This is a genomic window from Saccharothrix stipae, assembly GCF_054781895.1.
In genome coordinates this window covers 458,838-475,141 of sequence record NZ_BAAGTN010000008.1, presented here as the reverse complement: position 1 = coordinate 475,141, position 16,304 = coordinate 458,838, and the positions used below count along the sequence as shown (strand labels likewise).

Annotated in this window: 14 protein-coding genes; 6 read left to right on the top strand and 8 right to left on the bottom strand. The window is 71.1% G+C overall.

Annotation, left to right across the window (positions count from 1 at the left end; all coding sequences use genetic code 11):
• Positions 1-37 precede the first annotated feature (37 nt).
• Entirely contained in the window at positions 38-796 is a 759-nt protein-coding gene (locus tag ACYVLT_RS18980) for an ABC transporter permease (protein ID WP_461121520.1), read from the bottom strand.
• Entirely contained in the window at positions 793-1,716 is a 924-nt protein-coding gene (locus ACYVLT_RS18975; RefSeq protein WP_461121519.1) for an ATP-binding cassette domain-containing protein, read from the bottom strand. Before ACYVLT_RS18975 ends, ACYVLT_RS18980 begins: the two co-directional genes overlap by 4 nt.
• Positions 1,717-1,818: 102 nt before the next feature.
• Here ACYVLT_RS18975 and ACYVLT_RS18970 point away from each other — a divergent pair, with 102 nt between their 5' ends.
• A complete protein-coding gene (locus ACYVLT_RS18970) occupies positions 1,819-2,574 on the top strand; it encodes a TetR/AcrR family transcriptional regulator (RefSeq protein ID WP_461121518.1) in 756 nt (251 codons plus the stop codon).
• 41 nt (positions 2,575-2,615) lie between these two features.
• On the opposite strand, the gene ACYVLT_RS18965 is transcribed toward ACYVLT_RS18970, so the two are convergent.
• Both ACYVLT_RS18965 and ACYVLT_RS18960 read right to left on the bottom strand, forming a co-directional pair.
• A complete protein-coding gene (locus ACYVLT_RS18965) occupies positions 2,616-3,083 on the bottom strand; it encodes a DoxX family membrane protein (RefSeq protein ID WP_461121517.1) in 468 nt (155 codons plus the stop codon).
• Positions 3,084-3,257: 174 nt separating this feature from the next.
• On the bottom strand, positions 3,258-5,330 hold the full coding sequence (locus ACYVLT_RS18960) for a putative bifunctional diguanylate cyclase/phosphodiesterase (RefSeq protein ID WP_461121516.1): 2,073 nt from the start codon (positions 5,328-5,330) through the stop codon (positions 3,258-3,260).
• A gap of 476 nt (positions 5,331-5,806) precedes the next feature.
• Here ACYVLT_RS18960 and ACYVLT_RS18955 point away from each other — a divergent pair, with 476 nt between their 5' ends.
• The gene (locus tag ACYVLT_RS18955) at positions 5,807-7,132 is read left to right on the top strand and encodes a cytochrome P450 (protein WP_461121515.1); all 1,326 of its coding nucleotides are present in this window, start codon (positions 5,807-5,809) and stop codon (positions 7,130-7,132) included.
• A 176-nt stretch (positions 7,133-7,308) separates the two neighbouring features.
• Complete coding sequence (locus ACYVLT_RS18950) at positions 7,309-7,533, top strand: hypothetical protein (RefSeq protein WP_461121514.1); 225 nt, start codon at positions 7,309-7,311, stop codon at positions 7,531-7,533.
• Positions 7,534-7,750: 217 nt separating this feature from the next.
• On the opposite strand, the gene ACYVLT_RS18945 is transcribed toward ACYVLT_RS18950, so the two are convergent.
• The 3 genes from ACYVLT_RS18945 to ACYVLT_RS18935 form a co-directional block, all read right to left on the bottom strand.
• The gene (locus tag ACYVLT_RS18945) at positions 7,751-8,104 is read right to left on the bottom strand and encodes a hypothetical protein (protein WP_461121513.1); all 354 of its coding nucleotides are present in this window, start codon (positions 8,102-8,104) and stop codon (positions 7,751-7,753) included.
• 145 nt (positions 8,105-8,249) lie between these two features.
• The gene (locus ACYVLT_RS18940; protein WP_461121512.1) at positions 8,250-10,298 is read right to left on the bottom strand and encodes a glycosyl hydrolase; all 2,049 of its coding nucleotides are present in this window, start codon (positions 10,296-10,298) and stop codon (positions 8,250-8,252) included.
• Positions 10,299-10,417: 119 nt separating this feature from the next.
• Entirely contained in the window at positions 10,418-10,909 is a 492-nt protein-coding gene (locus ACYVLT_RS18935; protein ID WP_461121511.1) for a MarR family winged helix-turn-helix transcriptional regulator, read from the bottom strand.
• A 47-nt stretch (positions 10,910-10,956) separates the two neighbouring features.
• Here ACYVLT_RS18935 and ACYVLT_RS18930 point away from each other — a divergent pair, with 47 nt between their 5' ends.
• Positions 10,957-11,943, top strand: coding sequence for an EamA family transporter (locus tag ACYVLT_RS18930; protein ID WP_461121510.1), 987 nt, complete (start codon positions 10,957-10,959; stop codon positions 11,941-11,943).
• Positions 11,828-12,421, top strand: coding sequence for an NAD(P)-dependent oxidoreductase (locus ACYVLT_RS18925; RefSeq protein WP_461121509.1), 594 nt, complete (start codon positions 11,828-11,830; stop codon positions 12,419-12,421). Before ACYVLT_RS18930 ends, ACYVLT_RS18925 begins: the two co-directional genes overlap by 116 nt.
• 71 nt (positions 12,422-12,492) lie before the next feature.
• Here the strand turns inward: ACYVLT_RS18925 and ACYVLT_RS18920 are convergent, their stop codons facing one another.
• Positions 12,493-15,105: a glycoside hydrolase family 3 N-terminal domain-containing protein gene (locus ACYVLT_RS18920; protein ID WP_461121508.1), complete on the bottom strand. Its 2,613-nt coding sequence runs from the start codon at positions 15,103-15,105 to the stop codon at positions 12,493-12,495.
• Between the two features lie 287 nt (positions 15,106-15,392).
• Here ACYVLT_RS18920 and bdeA point away from each other — a divergent pair, with 287 nt between their 5' ends.
• Complete coding sequence (gene bdeA, locus ACYVLT_RS18915; RefSeq protein ID WP_461121507.1) at positions 15,393-16,271, top strand: bis(hydroxyethyl) terephthalate hydrolase; 879 nt, start codon at positions 15,393-15,395, stop codon at positions 16,269-16,271.
• The last annotated feature ends 33 nt before the right edge of the window (positions 16,272-16,304 follow it).

The window sequence follows — 16,304 nt, the reverse complement described above, 5'->3', positions numbered from 1 at the left end:
GGACCGTGACCGCGCGGGTGCCGGGGCGGCGAGGGGTTCAGTCGTTGACGCGTCGCCGGTAGAGGGCGGTGGCCAGGACGAACGAGGCGAGCAGCAGGCCGACCGACCAGGCGGTCGCGATCCAGCCCTGGTCGCCGATCGGCGTGCCGGTGAGCAGGCCGCGCACGGTCTCGATGACGGGTGTGATCGGCTGGTGCTCGCTCACGCCCCGCAGGAACGACGGCATGGTGTGCGTCGGCACGAACGCGCTGCTCAGGTACGGCAGGAACAGCATGAAGAAGCTCAACGCGCTGGCCGACTCGACCGACTTCGCCACCGCGCCCAGCCCCGCCGCCAGCCACGACAGCGCCAGCACGTAGAGCAGGAGCAGCCCGGCCACCGCGACCCACTCCAGCGGGGACGCGGACGGGCGGAAGCCCATCGCGATCGCCGCGCCCACCACGATGGTGGTGGACAGGGCGTTGCGGGCCAGGCTCGCGGTCACGTGCCCGGTCAGCACCGCGAAGCTGCGGATCGGCATGGAGCGCAGCCGGTCGATCATGCCGCTGGTCATGTCGTCGGCCACGGACATCGCGGTGGCCGCGGCGCCGTAACCAGTGCACAGCAGGATGATGCCGGGCACCACGTAGTTGATGTAGCCGGTGCCGGTGTTGATCGCGCCGCCGAAGACGTACACGAACAGGGCCATCATCAGCAGCGGCAGGACGATGGACATGATCAGCGTGTCGACGTTGCGCCTGCCCAGCCTGATGCTGCGGCCGATCATGGTCATCGAGTCGGCGATCGCGTGGCTCATGCGGCCACCCCTTCCCGGGCGGTGAGGGCGAGGAAGACGTCGTCGAGGGTCGGGCGGTGCGAGGAGACCTGGGCCGGCACCACGGCGGCGGCGCGCAGGTCGTCCAGCACGGTGTGCAGGTGCGTCGCGGTGCCGTCGGACGGCACGCTGAGCACGAGCCGCTCGTGGTCGCCGAAGCCGCCGAGCAGCGCGGTCGCCGCGTCGAGCGCCGCGGCGGAGGTGAAGCGCAGGTCCAGCCGGTCGCCGCCGACCCTGGCCTTGAGGTCGTCCGCGGTGCCGTAGGCGGCCACCTTCCCCCGGTCCAGCACCATGATCCGGTCGGCGAGGCGGTCGGCCTCCTCCAGGTACTGGGTGGTGAGGAAGATCGTGGTGCCGGTGCGGACCAGGTCGCGGATGGCGTCCCACATGGTCGTGCGGCTGGCCGGGTCCAGGCCGGTGGTCGGCTCGTCCAGGAAGATCACCTTCGGCGCCGCGACCAGGCTCATCGCCAGGTCCAGCCGCCGCCGCATGCCGCCGGAGTAGGTCTTGACCCGGCGGTCGCCCGCGGCGACGAGGTCGAACCGCTCCAGCAGCTCGGCGGCGCGGACCTTCGCCGCCGACCGCCCCAGGTGCATGAGCCTGCCGACCATGACCAGGTTCTCCCGGCCGGTCTGCTCGGCGTCCACGGCGGCGTACTGGCCGGTCAGGCTGATCACGCCGCGCACCTTGGCCGGTTCGCGGACCACGTCGAACCCGGCCACCCGCAACCGCCCGCCGTCCGGGCGCGACAGCGTGGACAGGATCCGGATCGTGGTCGTCTTGCCCGCGCCGTTGGGACCGAGCAACGCGAAGACCGACCCCTCGGCGACCTCCAGGTCTATCCCGTCCAGCACCGCGGTCGAGCCGTACGCCTTGCGCAGGCCGGTCGCCTCGACGATCATCACTGCCCCCTTATGTGTATCAGGTACGCTAAAGAGCGTAGCTCATACGCAGTTTCCGATGGAAGCCCTAGACTCGACCGGCGCGGCGACGAGAGGGTGGAGATGACCGAGGACGACCGCCTACCGGCGGAGATCGCCCTGCTCTGGGGCCTGCGCGAGACACCGCGACGTGGTCGCAAACCCGCGCTCACGGTCGGCGAGATCACCCGGGCGGCGATCACCGTCGCCGACGCCGAAGGGCTCGGCGCGGTGTCCATGGCACGGGTGGCCCAGGAGCTCGGCAATTCGACGATGGCGCTCTACCGGCACGTGGACAGCAAGGACGCGCTGCTCAAGCTGATGGCCGACGCCGCGTTGGACGACCCGCCGGAACTGCCCGCGCACGGCGACTGGCGCGACGGGCTCACGGTGTGGACGTACAGCGTGCTCGCCACCCTGCGCAAGCACCCGTGGTTCGCCCGGATCCCGATGGACGGGCCGCCGCTCGGACCGAAGAACCTGGCGTGGTTCGACCGCGCGCTGGCCGCGCTGGCCGCCACACCGCTGCGGGAGGACGAGAAGGTCGGCGTGGTGATGGGGCTGCTGACGCTCGTGCACGGCGAGGTGCGGTTGACCGCGGAGCTGGCGGTGGGGTTCCGGGAGAACCCCGAGGCGTTCGGGCGGGCGTACGCGCGGGCGTTGCGGCTGCTGGTCGACCCCCGGCGGATGCCCGCGCTCGGCCGCGTGGTCGACGCGGGCGTGTTCGACCTGGACAACCTGTACGACGACCGGGAGGTCGACGCCGACTTCGCGTTCGGCCTGAACCTCTACTTCGACGGCGTGGCCGCGTACCTGGCCCGCCGCGGCGACCCGGGGTGATGGTGCTGCGGGGCCGGTCGGGGCCCCGCAGCACCGCGGGATCACCGCCCGCGCGACCCGGCCCGCGCCACCCGTTGCCGCACGGGTGCGTCGGCCGACATGACCGCGAGGCCTGCGGTGATCAGGACCAGGTTCTTGACCACGAACTCACCAGTCATGGTCAACAGCAGCGGGTTGCCCGTCTGGAACGCGACGGACGGCTGCACGACGAGCGTGGAGAACGTGCCGACGAGGTGGAGCACCACCAGCAACGCCACCCAGCGCAACCGGCGACCCACCACCAGGGCGATCCCCAGCGCCACTTCCACCACTCCGAGCGTGAGCACGAAGACGCCCGGGTCGAGCCACGGGACGGTCTGCGCGACCAACTCGGCCACCGGTGTCGTGCCGGTCACCTTGAGGGCGCCGAACCAGACGAAGACCACGCCGAGCGAACCCCGCAGGAGGGGGATGCTCAGCGTCCGCAAGGCGTTCGCGGGCGCATCCGGACGGGACGAGAGTTCCGTCATCCACATCACTTCCTTCGCGAGCGGGACCACGTCGACCTGCCTGCCGGAGGCCGCCCGTCGCGTGGTCCACACTGACCGGAACTGGACTGGGAGCGCTCCCAGAACTGTAACGGTAAGGAAACTCGCTGTGAAGGGGTGATTCCAAGCCGTCCCGGGTAGGGGCCGTTCGTACCGCTAGTCGTACCATTCGATCGGACTGTCGAACGCACCGCCGGGCATCGGGTCGCCGAAGAACGAACCGGTGCCGGCGGCCACGCCCGCGGCGCGCCACCACTCGGCCTGCTCGCGCGTCGCCAGCCCGTCGACGAGCACCTCGACGCCGGCCCGCCGGGCCAACGGCACCAGGTCCGCCAGGAACTCCGCCTCGCCCCGCGCCTGCCGCTCGACCAGCCGCCGCGCCACCCGCACCGACCTGACCGGCAGCTCCGCGGCCACCGCCAGGTCGTCCGGGCCGAGCCCGAAGTCGTCCAACGACGTGCCGACGCCCAGCTCCGCCAGCACGGTCAGGTTGTCCACGGCGTCGGACTCCGCCGACACCGCCACCGGCATACCGACCGTCAACCGCGACGCGGGCAGGCCCGTGTCGTCCAGCACCCGCCGCACCCGGCGGACCAGGTCGCCGTCACGCGACTGGTGCCTGGTCAAGCCCACGTGCAGCGGCACGGTGGCCCGTCCCGAGCGCTGTCCCCACCACCTCACCTGGCCGCACGCGGTGGCCAGCTGCCACTCGCCCAACGGCAGGATCAACCCGCTCCGCTCCGCCAACGCCGCGCACGTCGAGTGGTCCAGCGAGTCGTCGCCGCGGTCCCAGTGCAGCCCCGCTTCCACGCCGACCAGCGCACGCCCGGCCAGGTCGACCACCGGCCGGTACCGCACCTCGACCTCGCCCTGCTCCCACGCGCCGGGCATGGTCACGGCGAGCTCGTCCGCCCGCCGCACGGTCGCGTCCTGCCCGGGGTGGTACAGCTCCCACTGGCCGCGGCCGCCCGACTTGGCCCGCCGCAACGCCTGCTCGGCGGCGCGCATCACCTCCGCGGGACCCCAGTCCGGCGGCGGTCGGCGCACCACGCCGACGCTGACCGACACGGCCAAGCCGCGTTCGTCGAAGTACACCGGCTCCGACAGCTCGCGGTTGATCTCGGCCACGGTGGTGGCGACGTCCGGCGTGGTGGCGGTGTTCTCGACCAGGACGGCGAACTCGTCGCCGTCGAACCGGGCGATCATCGCCTTCTCCCGCGCCACCGCGGCCTTCAACCGCTGCGACACGTGCACGAGCAGCCGCTCACCGGCCTGCCGGCCGAGGCTGTTGCACACCATCCCGAACGCGTCGAGGTCGAGGTGGAACAGGCTGACACCCCGCACCGGGTCGGCCCGGCGCAGCGCGCTCTCCAGGTGGGTGGTGAAGTACTGCCGGTTGGGCAGCCCGGTCGACACGTCGTGCAACGCCTGCCGGTTCAGCTCCGACTGCAACAGCATCAGCTCGGTGCCGTCCTCGACCACGGCGACGAAGTGCCCCGGTTGGTCGTCGGCGCCCCGCACCAGCGACACCGTCAACGAGATCCGCGCGACGTCGCCGTCCTTGCGCAGCAGCCGCTGGGGCTGCCGGACCCGTTCCTGCCCGCCGTCCACCAGCGCCCGCATCGCCTCGGCGAGGACGCGGGCCGAGTCCGGGTGCACGAGCTCGTCCAGGGCGAAGCCGGTCAGCTCCTCGGTGGTGTACCCGAGGATGTCGCCGATCGCGGCGTTGGCCCGCACCAGCCGCCCGTCCAGGTCGACCACCAGGATCCCGCTGGCGGACGACGTGACGACCTCCTCGAACCGGGCTTCGCTCTCCCTCAGGTTCCACTGCGCGTCACGCACCGCCTTGAGCAGCGACAGCTGCATGACCTCCTGCTGCTCGAACACCGCCCGCCTGCTCGCCGCCAGGAACCCGGCCGACATCGAGCCGAGGACCGTGACGATCCCCCTGGCGTAGCGCTCGACGGGTTGGAACTCCGGCAGCGCGAGCAGCCCTTTCCCGAGCACGTCGAGGGTGACGCGCAAGCCGTCCTCGGTGACGTAGCCCAGTCCGACGAGCCGTTCGCCGATCCGCTCGACCGGTCGGGCCGACGAGGGCTCGGTGGACGACTCGTCGTGCACCGCCGCGCACAGCTCGTCGAGGCGCTCGCGCATTTCACGGTCGAGTTCGTTCCTGCCCAGCGGGATGACGACGACTCCGCTGAGCAGGTACGACCACTTCCGCGCCAAGAGCTCGCGACCACGTTCGGGTGGTGGCACGGCCGCTGGTCTTTGAGTGGGGATCGACATTCCCGTTGCCTTGCCGTGATATTGAGGTCGGCGGCAGTTTACCCACCCCCCACTGGCCAAGACTCGACCGGACGTGTGAATCACGAACACTTACCGTGACTTTCGCCGACGAGAATTCATCCCTTTCGGCCGACCCCCGCGTAGACCAGCATGTTCAGCGTCGCTGCCCAGCACGGAGTTCGGCTCGCGCATGTCGGCGTGCACCACGCGGGATCCCACCGCTGCCTGGGCGACCTCGTGCACGTTGCCGACGGTCGGGATGCGACGCGGCCGAGGAACGCCCGGTTGACACGGGCGGGTAGTAACACGCAGCCAGCCATCGGTGTGACACCAACCCCACCCGAATGGACTCTGTCAGCCGCCGCCGAACGGGCCCTATCGTGAGCCGTCCCTTTCGGGGGCCGAGAGGAGCGGACGTGGATGTCCCGGTGGCGCCCGGCCGCATCCCGTTCCTCGGGCACTCGGTGGAGATGATGCGCCGACGGCACCGGTTCACCTCATCACTGCGCGATCACGGCGATGTGGTAAGAGTGGACCTCGGTCCGTTGTCCACGTTTTTCGTGACCAGTCCTCGGCTTGTGCACCAAGTCCTGGTCACCGATGGTCCGCGTTTTCGCAAAGGTGCGATGTTCGACAAGTTCCGCCCGTACCTGGGCAATGGCCTGGTGCTTTCCGACGGCGCGTTCCACCTGCGGCAGCGGCGGATGATGCAGCCCGCGTTCCACCGCGAGCGCATCTCCGGCTACGCCGGGACGATGGAGCGCGCGGCCGCCGCGCTGACCCGGTCGTGGACGCCCGGCGAGGTGCGGGTGGTCGAGGACGACATGCAGGGCCTCGCGGTGACGGTGGTGGGCGAGGCGTTGTTCTCCACCGAGCTGGGGCAGCGGGTGATCGCCGAGGTGCGGCGGTCGGTGTTCGTGGTGATCAAGCAGGGGATGGTGCGCGCGTTGGCGCCGTCGTTCGTGGAGAGGCTCCCGCTGCCGGGCAACCGCGAGTTCGACCGGGCCATCGCGCGGATGCGCGCGATCGTGCTGGAGGTCATCGCGAGCAGGCGCGCGGAGGGCGGCCGGGACCGCGGCGACCTGCTGTCGGTGCTGCTGCGGGCGCAGGACGAGGCCGGCCGCGGGATGACCGACCAGCAGACCTACGACGAGGTGCTGACCCTGCTCACCGCGGGCATCGAGACCACGGCGCTGGCGCTGACCTGGGCGTTCCACGAGGTCGCGCGGCACCCGGAAGTCGAACGGCGGGTGGTCGCCGAGGTCGCCGAGGTCGCCGAGGTGCTGGGCGGGCGGCCGATCACCTTCACCGACGTGCCCCGGCTGACGTACACCGCCGCCGTGGTCAACGAGGTGCTGCGGATGTACCCGATCTGGATCCTCATGCGCCGGACCGTCGCGCCGGTCGACCTCGACGGGGTGGAGTTGGGCGTGGGCGCCGAGGTCATCGTCAACCCGCACGCCCTGCACCACGACCCGGCGTCCTTCCCCGACCCGCACCGGTTCGACCCCGACCGGTGGCTGTCCGCGTCCACCGAGGTGCCGCGCGGCGCGTTCGTGCCGTTCGCGGCGGGTGCGCGCCAGTGCTTGGGCAACGTGTTCGCCCAGACCGAGATCGTGATCACCCTCGCCACCGTGCTGTCGCGGTGGCGGCTCGTGCCGGTGCCCGGCAAGCCCGTGCGCACCAGGTTCACCTCCGCCGCCTACCCCAGCGGTCTGCTGATGACGGCGGTTCCCCGTTGACTCCCCCGGAAGTTGTCAGTCGTGCGTTGGTCGCGTTCGCGGTTGTCCGCGGTCGCCCTGCTCACCGCGTCGATCGGGCTGGTGCCCGCAACCGCGAGCGCCGCGTCGGTCACGTGTGAGGACTTGCGCGTGCCGGTGGCGGTGCTCGGCACGCCGCCTGCCGTGCACGGCAGGCTGTGCACGCCGGCGGGCGCGGCGCTCGTGACACCAGCTTCTGCGGGTGGCCGCCGGGCAGCGACTGCACGTCGGCGCAGGCGTTGCGCGCTTCGGAGGCGCCGTACTCCTCCGGCCCGGCGCGGCTGCACACCTACCTGCTCGACGGGTACGGGCACTCGATCAACTACGCGCCCGACGCCCCCGACTACCACCGCGCCGTCGCCGACTGGACCCACACCCTCTAGCCCCCACTCGCGTGTCCTACCTCCAGAACGCGAGAGTCCAACACTCAGAACGCGAGAGTCCTACGTTCAGAACGCGTGAGTTCAACGCTCGGAACGTCCGGAGGCCGCGTCCGCCCGTGCCCGGATGAACCTGAGCGTTGAATTCGGGTGTTCCGAACGTAGGACACGCGCGTTCTGAACGTTGGACTCTCGCGGGGTGGGGGTTGGACTCTCGGGGTCAGGTGGGGATGGGGAGGTGGCGGTAGGACTTGGCGGTGGTGGTGGGGACCTCGTGGTAAACGGTGGCCGCACGGGTGGTGCAGGTGGTGTCCGAGTAGAGCACCAGGCCGCTGCCGTCGCCGAAGCCGCGGGCCGCCGAACGGGCCGTCGTGAAGCCGAGGTCGCTGACGGGGTGGCAGCCGTAGGCAGCGGGCAGGACCGCGCGGGTGCCGGTGAACGAGCTGCCGGAGAACAGGCAGTAGCCCGGTTCCTGGCAGTGCGGGCTCACGTCGGAAGCGGATGCCGGGGCGGCCGGGAGGAGGGCGGCGGTGAGGAGGAGCGCGCCGGCCAGGGCGAAGCGTCGTTGCGTCACGGTTGTCCCCCATCGGATCATCGACACCCCAAGCCAACCGAACGCGGGCGGTCGTGACAATCGGCCGAATGGAACCGCCCGCGTGCGCGCCGGGCACGGGCGGCGCACGCGGGCGGGGTCAAGGGGGCGGGGTCAAGGGGCGGGGTCAGCTCGCCCGGATGTCGTCCAGGTAGAACGTCCCGCTCACCACGGGGTTGCCCTCGACCTGGTTGATGAAGACGTTGAACTGGGACAGGTTCTCCAGGTCCTCCGGCGTGATCCGCCGGTGCGCGTTGCCGGTGTCCCACGGCGCCGGTCGCCAGTCCGCGAACGGGATCGTCACCACGCCGGCGGCAGTGCCCGCCATCGACGGGTACGCCTCGTACGCCACCCCACCGGCGTTGAGCTGGAGCACCAGCTTGTGGTTCGACCCGTCGGGCCGCAGCCAGAACGACAAGCCCGTGTACGTCGACCAGTCACCCGAGATCCGCTTGCCCACACCGGTGTAGGTCTGGAAGGCGAAGTCGTAGTCGAACCTGAGCGCCTTGCCGCCGTTCTCCGCCGCCAGCGAGATCCGGTTCGTCCCGTACGGGCTGTACTCCGCGCCCAACGCCACGTCGTCCACGTGACCCTCGAAGTCGTCCACCACGCCGGGCGCGAGCGGCGGCTTCGCGCCGAGGATGACCCGGTTGGTCACCACCAGCGGCTTGCCGGTCGGCGTCAACGCGGTCACCTTGAGCCGCGTGACCTTGTTCGTCAGGTTCTCCGCGCCGATGTGCCACGTCCCGGTGTGGTACCCGGTGCGCCGGTCCAGCCTCAACAGGTGCCTGGTCGGGTCGTCACCGACGGTGTAGTAGACGACGGCGGGCTTGGCGTCGAGCAGTCGCACGCGGACCGTCGTGGTCGGCGTGGTGATCCGCTCCCCGTCCGGCGGCGACACGACGTGCAGGAACGGCTGGTGCGCCGCGGCCTTCACCTTGCGCCCGTAGACGTCGCGCAGGTCGAGCTCCGAGCTGAACACCGCGAACGGGTCGTCGTGCAGCCGCCGCAGGTCGGGCAGCAACTCGTGCTCGGGCTCGGTGGCGGTCGCCGGGTAGGGCAGGAAGAACTGCTCGGTGCCGAAGTTCACCCACGTCAGCATGAACGCGCTGCGGCTGGCCCACGGGTCGGCCTTGATGGCGTTGAACATCGCGGTGAACCAGTTCAGGTTCCCGTTCTGCCCGTTGGGCTTCAACGCGCCGCTGATGCCGTACTCGGTGAACGCCGAGACCTTGCCCTTCTCCTGCGCGATGCGCGCGATCATGCCCAGGTCGGCCACGACGCCGTTCAGCCACTGCTGCGACGCGTTGCTGCCGTCGTAGCTGTCGATGCCGAACACGTCGATGTAGTTGTCGCCCGGGTACGTGCGCATGTAGACGTCGTCCACGCCGCCGTAGCCGCCGCCCGGCGAGTACGCGTACAGGAAGTTGTGCACGTCCTTGACGTCACGCAGGTACTCGACGGTGTACCGGAAGAGCTCGATGTACTTCGCCGGTGACGCGTGCGCCGCGCCCCACCAGAACCACGAGCCGCTGTTCTCGTGGAACGGTCGGTAGATCATCGGGATCGGGTTGCCGTCGGCGTCGTCGACCTCGTGCGCGAGGCGGGCGACGCGGTCGAGGTAGGCGTTGAACTGCGCGTGGTGGTCGCCACCGGGCAGGATGCGGGTGACGACGTCGCCGTTGGTGTCGTAGAAGTCCCCGCCGGTGACGAAGTTGTCCATGTGGGACGCGAGCGTGTGCACGCCGCCGATCTCGTTGTGCGCGGTCTCGATCAGCTTCACCGTGGCCTGGAAGTTCTCCTCCGGGGCCGGGTCGCCGGGCGAGGAGCCGTGGCCGAGGTGGCCGGTGTCCCAGCCGAACAGCGCCGGGTGGTCGCCGACGCCCGCTTTGACGTCGGACTTCAGCCCGTCGGTCTCGGTGGACTCGTCCCACGTGACGCCGAACTCGGTCGTCTGCTGGTGGCCGAACAGCACGCCCTTGCCCTGCTGCTCGCGCAGGTACGAGAACAGGGACCGGGTCTGCGGGGTGGCGTCCTGGTCGGAGATCTTCACCGTCTCCGGCCGGTGGTGCCGCTCGTCCGGCGCGGCGGAGGCCGTGGTCGTGGCCGTGGTGCCGAGCAGGGCCGCGGTGACGACCGCGGCGGTCACGCGTCTGGCGGTGGGACGTCTTCTCATGGCTACCGAACCTCTCGGCGTTGAGCGGCATTCGCTGGGAACGCACGATAGCGCCGTAAGTTTGGTAAGTGAAGAAACTTGGCGCAACACAGTCGTGCCGCGTCTCAAGTGAGCACCGCTCACTTGTCTCCGAGCGACTCCAGCACCTGCTTCAAGGTGGCCGCCAACGCCGTGCGCTCACGCTGGGACAACGCGCTGAGCAGCCGGTTCTCGGTGGCCAAGTGGTCCGGCAGAGTCCGGTCGATCAGGTCCCGCCCCGCGTCCGTGAGCGCGACGACCACGCCCCGGCCGTCGTGCTCGTTGGGGGTCCTGGCGACGAGACCGCGCGCTTCGAGGCGGTCGAGCCGCTGAGTGACGGCACCCGAGGTGACCATCGAGGCGCGCATCAGCTCGGTCGGGGTCAGCCGGTGCGGCGGCGCGCTGCGGCGCAGGGTGGCCAGGACGTCGAACGAGGCGCGGTCCAGGTCGTGCGCGGCGAACGTCTTGCCCAGCTCGCCGTCGACCAGGCGCGCGAGGCGGCTGAGCCTGCCGATCACGGCCATCGGTGAGACGTCCAGGTCCGGGCGCTGCGCCTGCCACTGGCCGAGGACCAGGTCCACGTGGTCTGCCATCCAACTAGCTTAGCGGTGAGGTAAGTCACTGCGGAGATAGCTTAGCGATGAGCTACTTTGTCTTAGTGCTAAGCAAATGGGTGACCGCGTTCGCCCCCGCCGTGTGGGGCACGACCTACTTCGTCACCACCGAGTACCTGCCGCCGGACCGGCCGCTGCTGGCGGGCCTGCTGCGGGCGCTGCCAGCCGGGTTGGTGCTGGTCGCGATCACGCGGCAGCTGCCGCGCGGCGACTGGTGGTGGCGGTCGCTGGTCCTGGGCACGCTCAACATCGGGATCTTCCTGCCGCTGCTGTTCCTGGCCGCGTACCGGCTGCCCGGCGGTGTCGCGGCGACCGTCGGCGCGGTGCAGCCGCTGGTGGTGGCGGGGCTCGCGGCGTTGCTGCTCGGGCAGCGGATGACGACGCGCACGGCGCTCGCCGCCGTCGCGGGCATGGTCGGCGTCGCGCTGCTCGTGCTGCGGGCCGACGCGCGGCTCGACGCGGTCGGCGTGGCGGCCGCGCTCGGCGGCGCGGTCGCGATGGCGGCCGGCGTGGTGCTGAGCAAGCGCTGGACGTCACCGGCACCGCTGCTGGCCCTCACCGGGTGGCAGCTGGTGGCGGGCGGTGTGGTGCTGCTGCCGGTGACGCTGCTGGTCGAAGGCCCGCCGCCGGCGCTCACCGCGACGAACGTCGGCGGCTTCGCCTACCTCGGGATCATCGGCGGCGCGCTGGCCTACGCCCTGTGGTTCCGCGGCATCCGGGTGCTCCAGGCCACCCAGGTGACGTTCCTCGGCCTGCTCAGCCCGGTCGTCGCCACGCTCGTCGGGTGGTTGGTGCTCGACCAGGGGTTGACCGCGTCCCAGGTGCTCGGCGCGGTGGTCGTGCTGGGCGCGCTCGTCGTGGCACAGCGGAAACCAGTCGAACCGAAGGGGGAAAGCCATGCGGATCACGGTGTTCGGCGCGTTCGGCGGCGTCGGCGGCAGGGTGGTCGAGGAGGCCCGGCGGCGCGGCCACGAGGTCACGCCCGTCAGCCGTCGGCCCGGTCCGGGCAGTGAGGTCGGCGACGCGCGTGCCGTCGCGGACGTCGTGCGGCTCGGCGCGGGCCGTGACCTGGTGATCAGCGCGACCCGGCCGGCACCGGGGCAGGAGGCCGAACTGGTCGCGGCCACCCGTGCGCTGCTCGCGGGCACGGCGCGGCTGGGGGTGCGGCTGCTCGTCGTGGGCGGCGCGGCCACGCTCGTCACGCCCGCGGGTCACACGGTCGAGGAGGCGCCCGACTTCCCGGACGCGCTGAAGCCGATCGCGCGGGCGTGCGCCGAGCAGTTGGCGGTGTGCCTGGCCGACCGGGCCGCGGACTGGACCTACCTCAGCCCGCCCGTCGTGCTGGAGCCCGGCGAGCGGACCGGCGCCTTCCGGCTCGGCGGTGACGACCAGGTGGGCACGACGATCTCGGTGGAGGACCTGGCGGTCGCCTTGCTGGACGAGGCGGAGACGCCGAGGCACCGGCGGCAGCGGTTCACCGTCGGGTACTGAGTCAGTACGGACAGCGGACAGGGGGCGGGCCTGGTCGCGGCCCGCCCCCGTGCGCGATCAGCAGGAGCGGATCAGCCCAGTTCAGCGCACGTCCTGGCATCCGGGTCGGCGGCCGCCTTGGGCACCCAGCGCACGTTCGCGAACGACGCCTGGAACGCGCCCTCGGTGTAGACCAGGAACGGCGTGTTGACGTTCTCCAGGTCGAGCCCGCCGTTGGCGAAGCACGAGATCGGGATCTTCACCGTCGACTTCACGCCGGTCGGCAGCCCGCCGAACAGCCCGGTCGCGTCGACCTCGGCGAAGCACGGGTACTGGCAGTGCGCGCTCACCACGGTCCGCGCGGCGGGTGCCTGGTGCACGATCACGTCGAACACCAGCGCCGCGTTGGCGTTGAGGTACCCGCGCAGGTCGCTGCCGCCCGCCGGGTCCTGCGCGTAGACCTGACCCGGCCCGGTGCCGGTCCACGTCGTCTTCATCGCGTCGCCCTGCACGTTCACGTCCGCCGGCACGACGTTGATCGAGCCGTGCGCCGCCTCGCCGTCCGGGCCGAGCTCGGTGCCGCCCCAGTTGTCCGGCGAACCGATGAAGCTCTTGTACGGCGCCACGTCGGTCCGCACGTGGACCTCCAGGTCCTCGGTCGCGGTGCCACCGCCGCCGTTGCCGGAGCAGCCGAACTCGGGCGAGGTCTCGTCGAGCCGGCCGACGTTGCCGGTCTGCCAGTTCCGCAGGCCGTACCCCGGCTTGAACAGCGGGTCGCCGTCCGCGTTCAGCGGGGTCTGGCAGGCGCTGCGCGGCCAGGAGAACGACAACTCGCCGGTGAAGCCCGGGTACGTGTGCCTGCCGCGGACCAGCAGGTCGGCCACGCCGCCGCCCTCGGTGCCGGGCAGCCACGCCGCCACGAACGCGTCCGAGCGGTTGAGCTCCTTGTTGACGTGCAGCGGACGGCCGGACACGTACACCGTCACGACCGGCGCGCCCTTGCCGCTGACCTTGTCCAGCACGGCCAGGTCGTTCGGGTACAGCTTCGCCGCCTCCAGCGAGCGCTTGCCGAGGTCGCCGACGCCCTCCGCGTACGGGGTCTCGCCGATCACCGCGACCACCGCGTCGAACCCGGCCGGGTCGACGTCGCCGGTCTCGCTGAACACCACGTTCTCCGCGCCGAGCGCTTCCCGCAGCCCGCCCAGGACGGTGGTGCCGTTCGGGAAGTCGGCGTTGGTGTTGCCGGTGCCCTGCCAGGTCAACGTCCAGCCGCCGGTCTGGTTCTGCATGCTGTCCGCGCTCTTGCCCACGACCAGCACCTTCGACCGCGGGCTCAGCGGCAGCACCCGGTTGTCGTTCTTGAGCAGCACCTGCGACTCGCGCACCGCCTCACGCGCCAGCTTGCGCGCCTCCAGCGCGTCCGCGGAGCCGGCGTGGTCGCGCTGCGACGGCTTCTCACCGTCCAGCACGCCCGAGCGCAGCTTGACGCGCAGGATGCGGGTGACCGCGTCGTCGATGCGGGCCATCGGGATCTGGCCGCCCTCGACCTGGGCGATCGTGTTGGCGATGAACGCCTGCCACTCGTTGGGCACCATCACCACGTCGATGCCCGCGTTGATCGCCTGGGGGCAGGACGAGTTGGTGCAGCCCGCGACCTGGCCGATGCCGTTCCAGTCCGAGACCACCAGGCCGTCGAAGCCCATCTTGCCCTTGAGGATGTCGTTCACCGCGAGCTTGCTGCCGTGCAGCTTGCCCTCGGTGATGCCCAGCTCCTCGTTGGTCCAGCTGTTGAACGACACCATCACGGTCTGGGCGCCGGCGGCGAGCGCGCCGTAGTAGCCCTGGCCGTGCACGTTGATCATCTCGGCCTGGGAGGACGGGTTGACGCCCTGGTCCTTGCCGCCGATCGTGCCGCCGTCACCGATGAAGTGCTTGGCGGTGGCGAGCACGCCGACCCGCCGCTTGCCGTTGCCCTGAAGACCCAGGGTGGCCTCGTAGCCGTACGCGCGGGTGATGCGCGGGTCCTCGGAGAAGCCCTCGTACGTGCGGCCCCACCGGTCGTCCAGCGGCACGGCCAGCGTCGGCGCGAACGCCCAGTCCTGGCCGGTGGCGCGGATCTGCTCGGCGGTCGCCTTGCCGATGTCCCTGATCAGGCAGGGGTCGTGCGCCGCGCCGAGGCCGATGTTGTGCGGGAAGACCGTGGCGCCGTAGACGTTGTTGTTGCCGTGCACGGCGTCGATGCCCCAGATCACGGGCACCTGCGTGCGACTGGCCTTGGACGCGTCCCAATAGGCGTCGGCCAGGGCCAGCCACGCCTCGGGCGCGGCGTGCTTGTCGCGGTTCGGCCACGAGCCGCCGCCGTTGAGGACCGAGCCGATGCCGTACTCGCGCACCTCGTCCGGGGTGATCGCGCCGATCTCCGGCTGGGTCATCTGGCCGACCTTCTCGGCCAACGTCATACCGGCCAGGATCCGCTTGACCCGCCGTTCGTCGGCCGGGTTGGACTTGACCCGGCTGTCGACCCTCGGCCACTGGGCCAGTTCGGGGAGGTCGTGCTCGATCCGGGCGCAGCCGTGCTCGGTGCGCGGCTCACCGATGACCGGTTGGCGCGCGGCCGTCCCCGGGGCGGCGCCTGCCGCGCCTGCGGTGATGAGACCGGCGGCGAGCACCGCGGCCAGCGCGGCGCTCAGGTGTCTGCGGGGCATCGGCGGTTCCGTTCGTCTGCTGGTGCGACGGCTCTGTCGCGCCCGATCCTGGTGACCGCACCGGCCGTGGTCAAGACCTTCGTGGGAGCGCTTCCTCGCAGGTGGGCGTTTCGGTCCCGGGGTTGTTCCCGGTACCGGCCGAGCCGTCGCCGCGACGACCAGGTGAGACGGCGGCCGAGCACTACTTGACCCGCGAGTAGGTAGTGGGCCAGACTCCGAACCGGTAAGTGCAGTCCACACAGGACTTTCTCCGCCAGGTCCTTACCACCGCTGGGAAGAGCACAATCATGTCCTTGAGGTCACCCCTGTCCCGTCGCGCCCTGATCTTGATCGCGACGGTCGCCCTCACCACTTCCGGCGCGGTCGCGCAGGCCGCCGAGAACCCGTACGAGCGGGGCCCCGCCCCCACCACGGCGAGCATCGAGGCCACCCGCGGCCCGTTCGCGACCAGCCAGACCACGGTGTCCGCGACGAGCGTGCGCGGCTTCGGCGGCGGCACGATCTACTACCCGACCAGCACCGCGGAGGGCACGTTCGGCGCGGTCGCGGTCTCGCCCGGCTACACCGCGAGCCAGTCCAGCCTGTCCTGGCTCGGCCCGCGCCTGGCCTCGCAGGGCTTCGTCATCTTCATCATCGACACCAACTCCCGCTACGACCAGCCCGCCTCGCGCGGCGACCAGCTGCTGGCCGCGCTGGACCACCTGACGACCAGCAGCAGCGTGCGCGCCCGCATCGACGCCACCCGCCTCGGCGTGATGGGCCACTCGATGGGCGGCGGTGGCGCGCTGGAAGCCACCAAGGACCGGCCGAGCCTGCAGGCGTCTATCCCCCTGACCGCCTGGAACACCACGAAGACGTGGTCGACCGTGCAGACGCCGACCCTGATCGTGGGCGCGGAGAACGACTCCGTGGCGTCCGTCTCGTCGCACTCCGAGCGGTTCTACACCGGCCTGCCGTCCACCCTGGACAAGGCCTACCTGGAGCTGGCCGGCGCCAGCCACTACGCGCCGAACAGCTCGAACACGACGATCGCGAAGTACAGCATCTCGTGGCTGAAGCGGTTCATCGACAACGACGTGCGGTACGAGCAGTTCCTCTGCCCCGCGCCGCGCGGCACGGCGATCTCGGAGTACCGCGACACCTGCCCGCACTCCGCGAGCGCGTAAGGCCTGGTGCACGTCGCTCGGGACGCGGGAGGC

Coding starts and splice junctions, on each gene's coding strand:
- ACYVLT_RS18980 (WP_461121520.1), bottom strand. CDS start 796: ATGAGCCACGCGATCGCCGACTCGATGACCATGATCGGCCGCAGCATC.
- ACYVLT_RS18975 (WP_461121519.1), bottom strand. CDS start 1,716: ATGATCGTCGAGGCGACCGGCCTGCGCAAGGCGTACGGCTCGACCGCG.
- ACYVLT_RS18970 (WP_461121518.1), top strand. CDS start 1,819: ATGACCGAGGACGACCGCCTACCGGCGGAGATCGCCCTGCTCTGGGGC.
- ACYVLT_RS18965 (WP_461121517.1), bottom strand. CDS start 3,083: ATGACGGAACTCTCGTCCCGTCCGGATGCGCCCGCGAACGCCTTGCGG.
- ACYVLT_RS18940 (WP_461121512.1), bottom strand. CDS start 10,298: ATGAGAAGACGTCCCACCGCCAGACGCGTGACCGCCGCGGTCGTCACC.
- ACYVLT_RS18935 (WP_461121511.1), bottom strand. CDS start 10,909: ATGGCAGACCACGTGGACCTGGTCCTCGGCCAGTGGCAGGCGCAGCGC.
- ACYVLT_RS18930 (WP_461121510.1), top strand. CDS start 10,957: ATGAGCTACTTTGTCTTAGTGCTAAGCAAATGGGTGACCGCGTTCGCC.
- ACYVLT_RS18925 (WP_461121509.1), top strand. CDS start 11,828: ATGCGGATCACGGTGTTCGGCGCGTTCGGCGGCGTCGGCGGCAGGGTG.
- ACYVLT_RS18920 (WP_461121508.1), bottom strand. CDS start 15,105: ATGCCCCGCAGACACCTGAGCGCCGCGCTGGCCGCGGTGCTCGCCGCC.
- bdeA (WP_461121507.1), top strand. CDS start 15,393: ATGTCCTTGAGGTCACCCCTGTCCCGTCGCGCCCTGATCTTGATCGCG.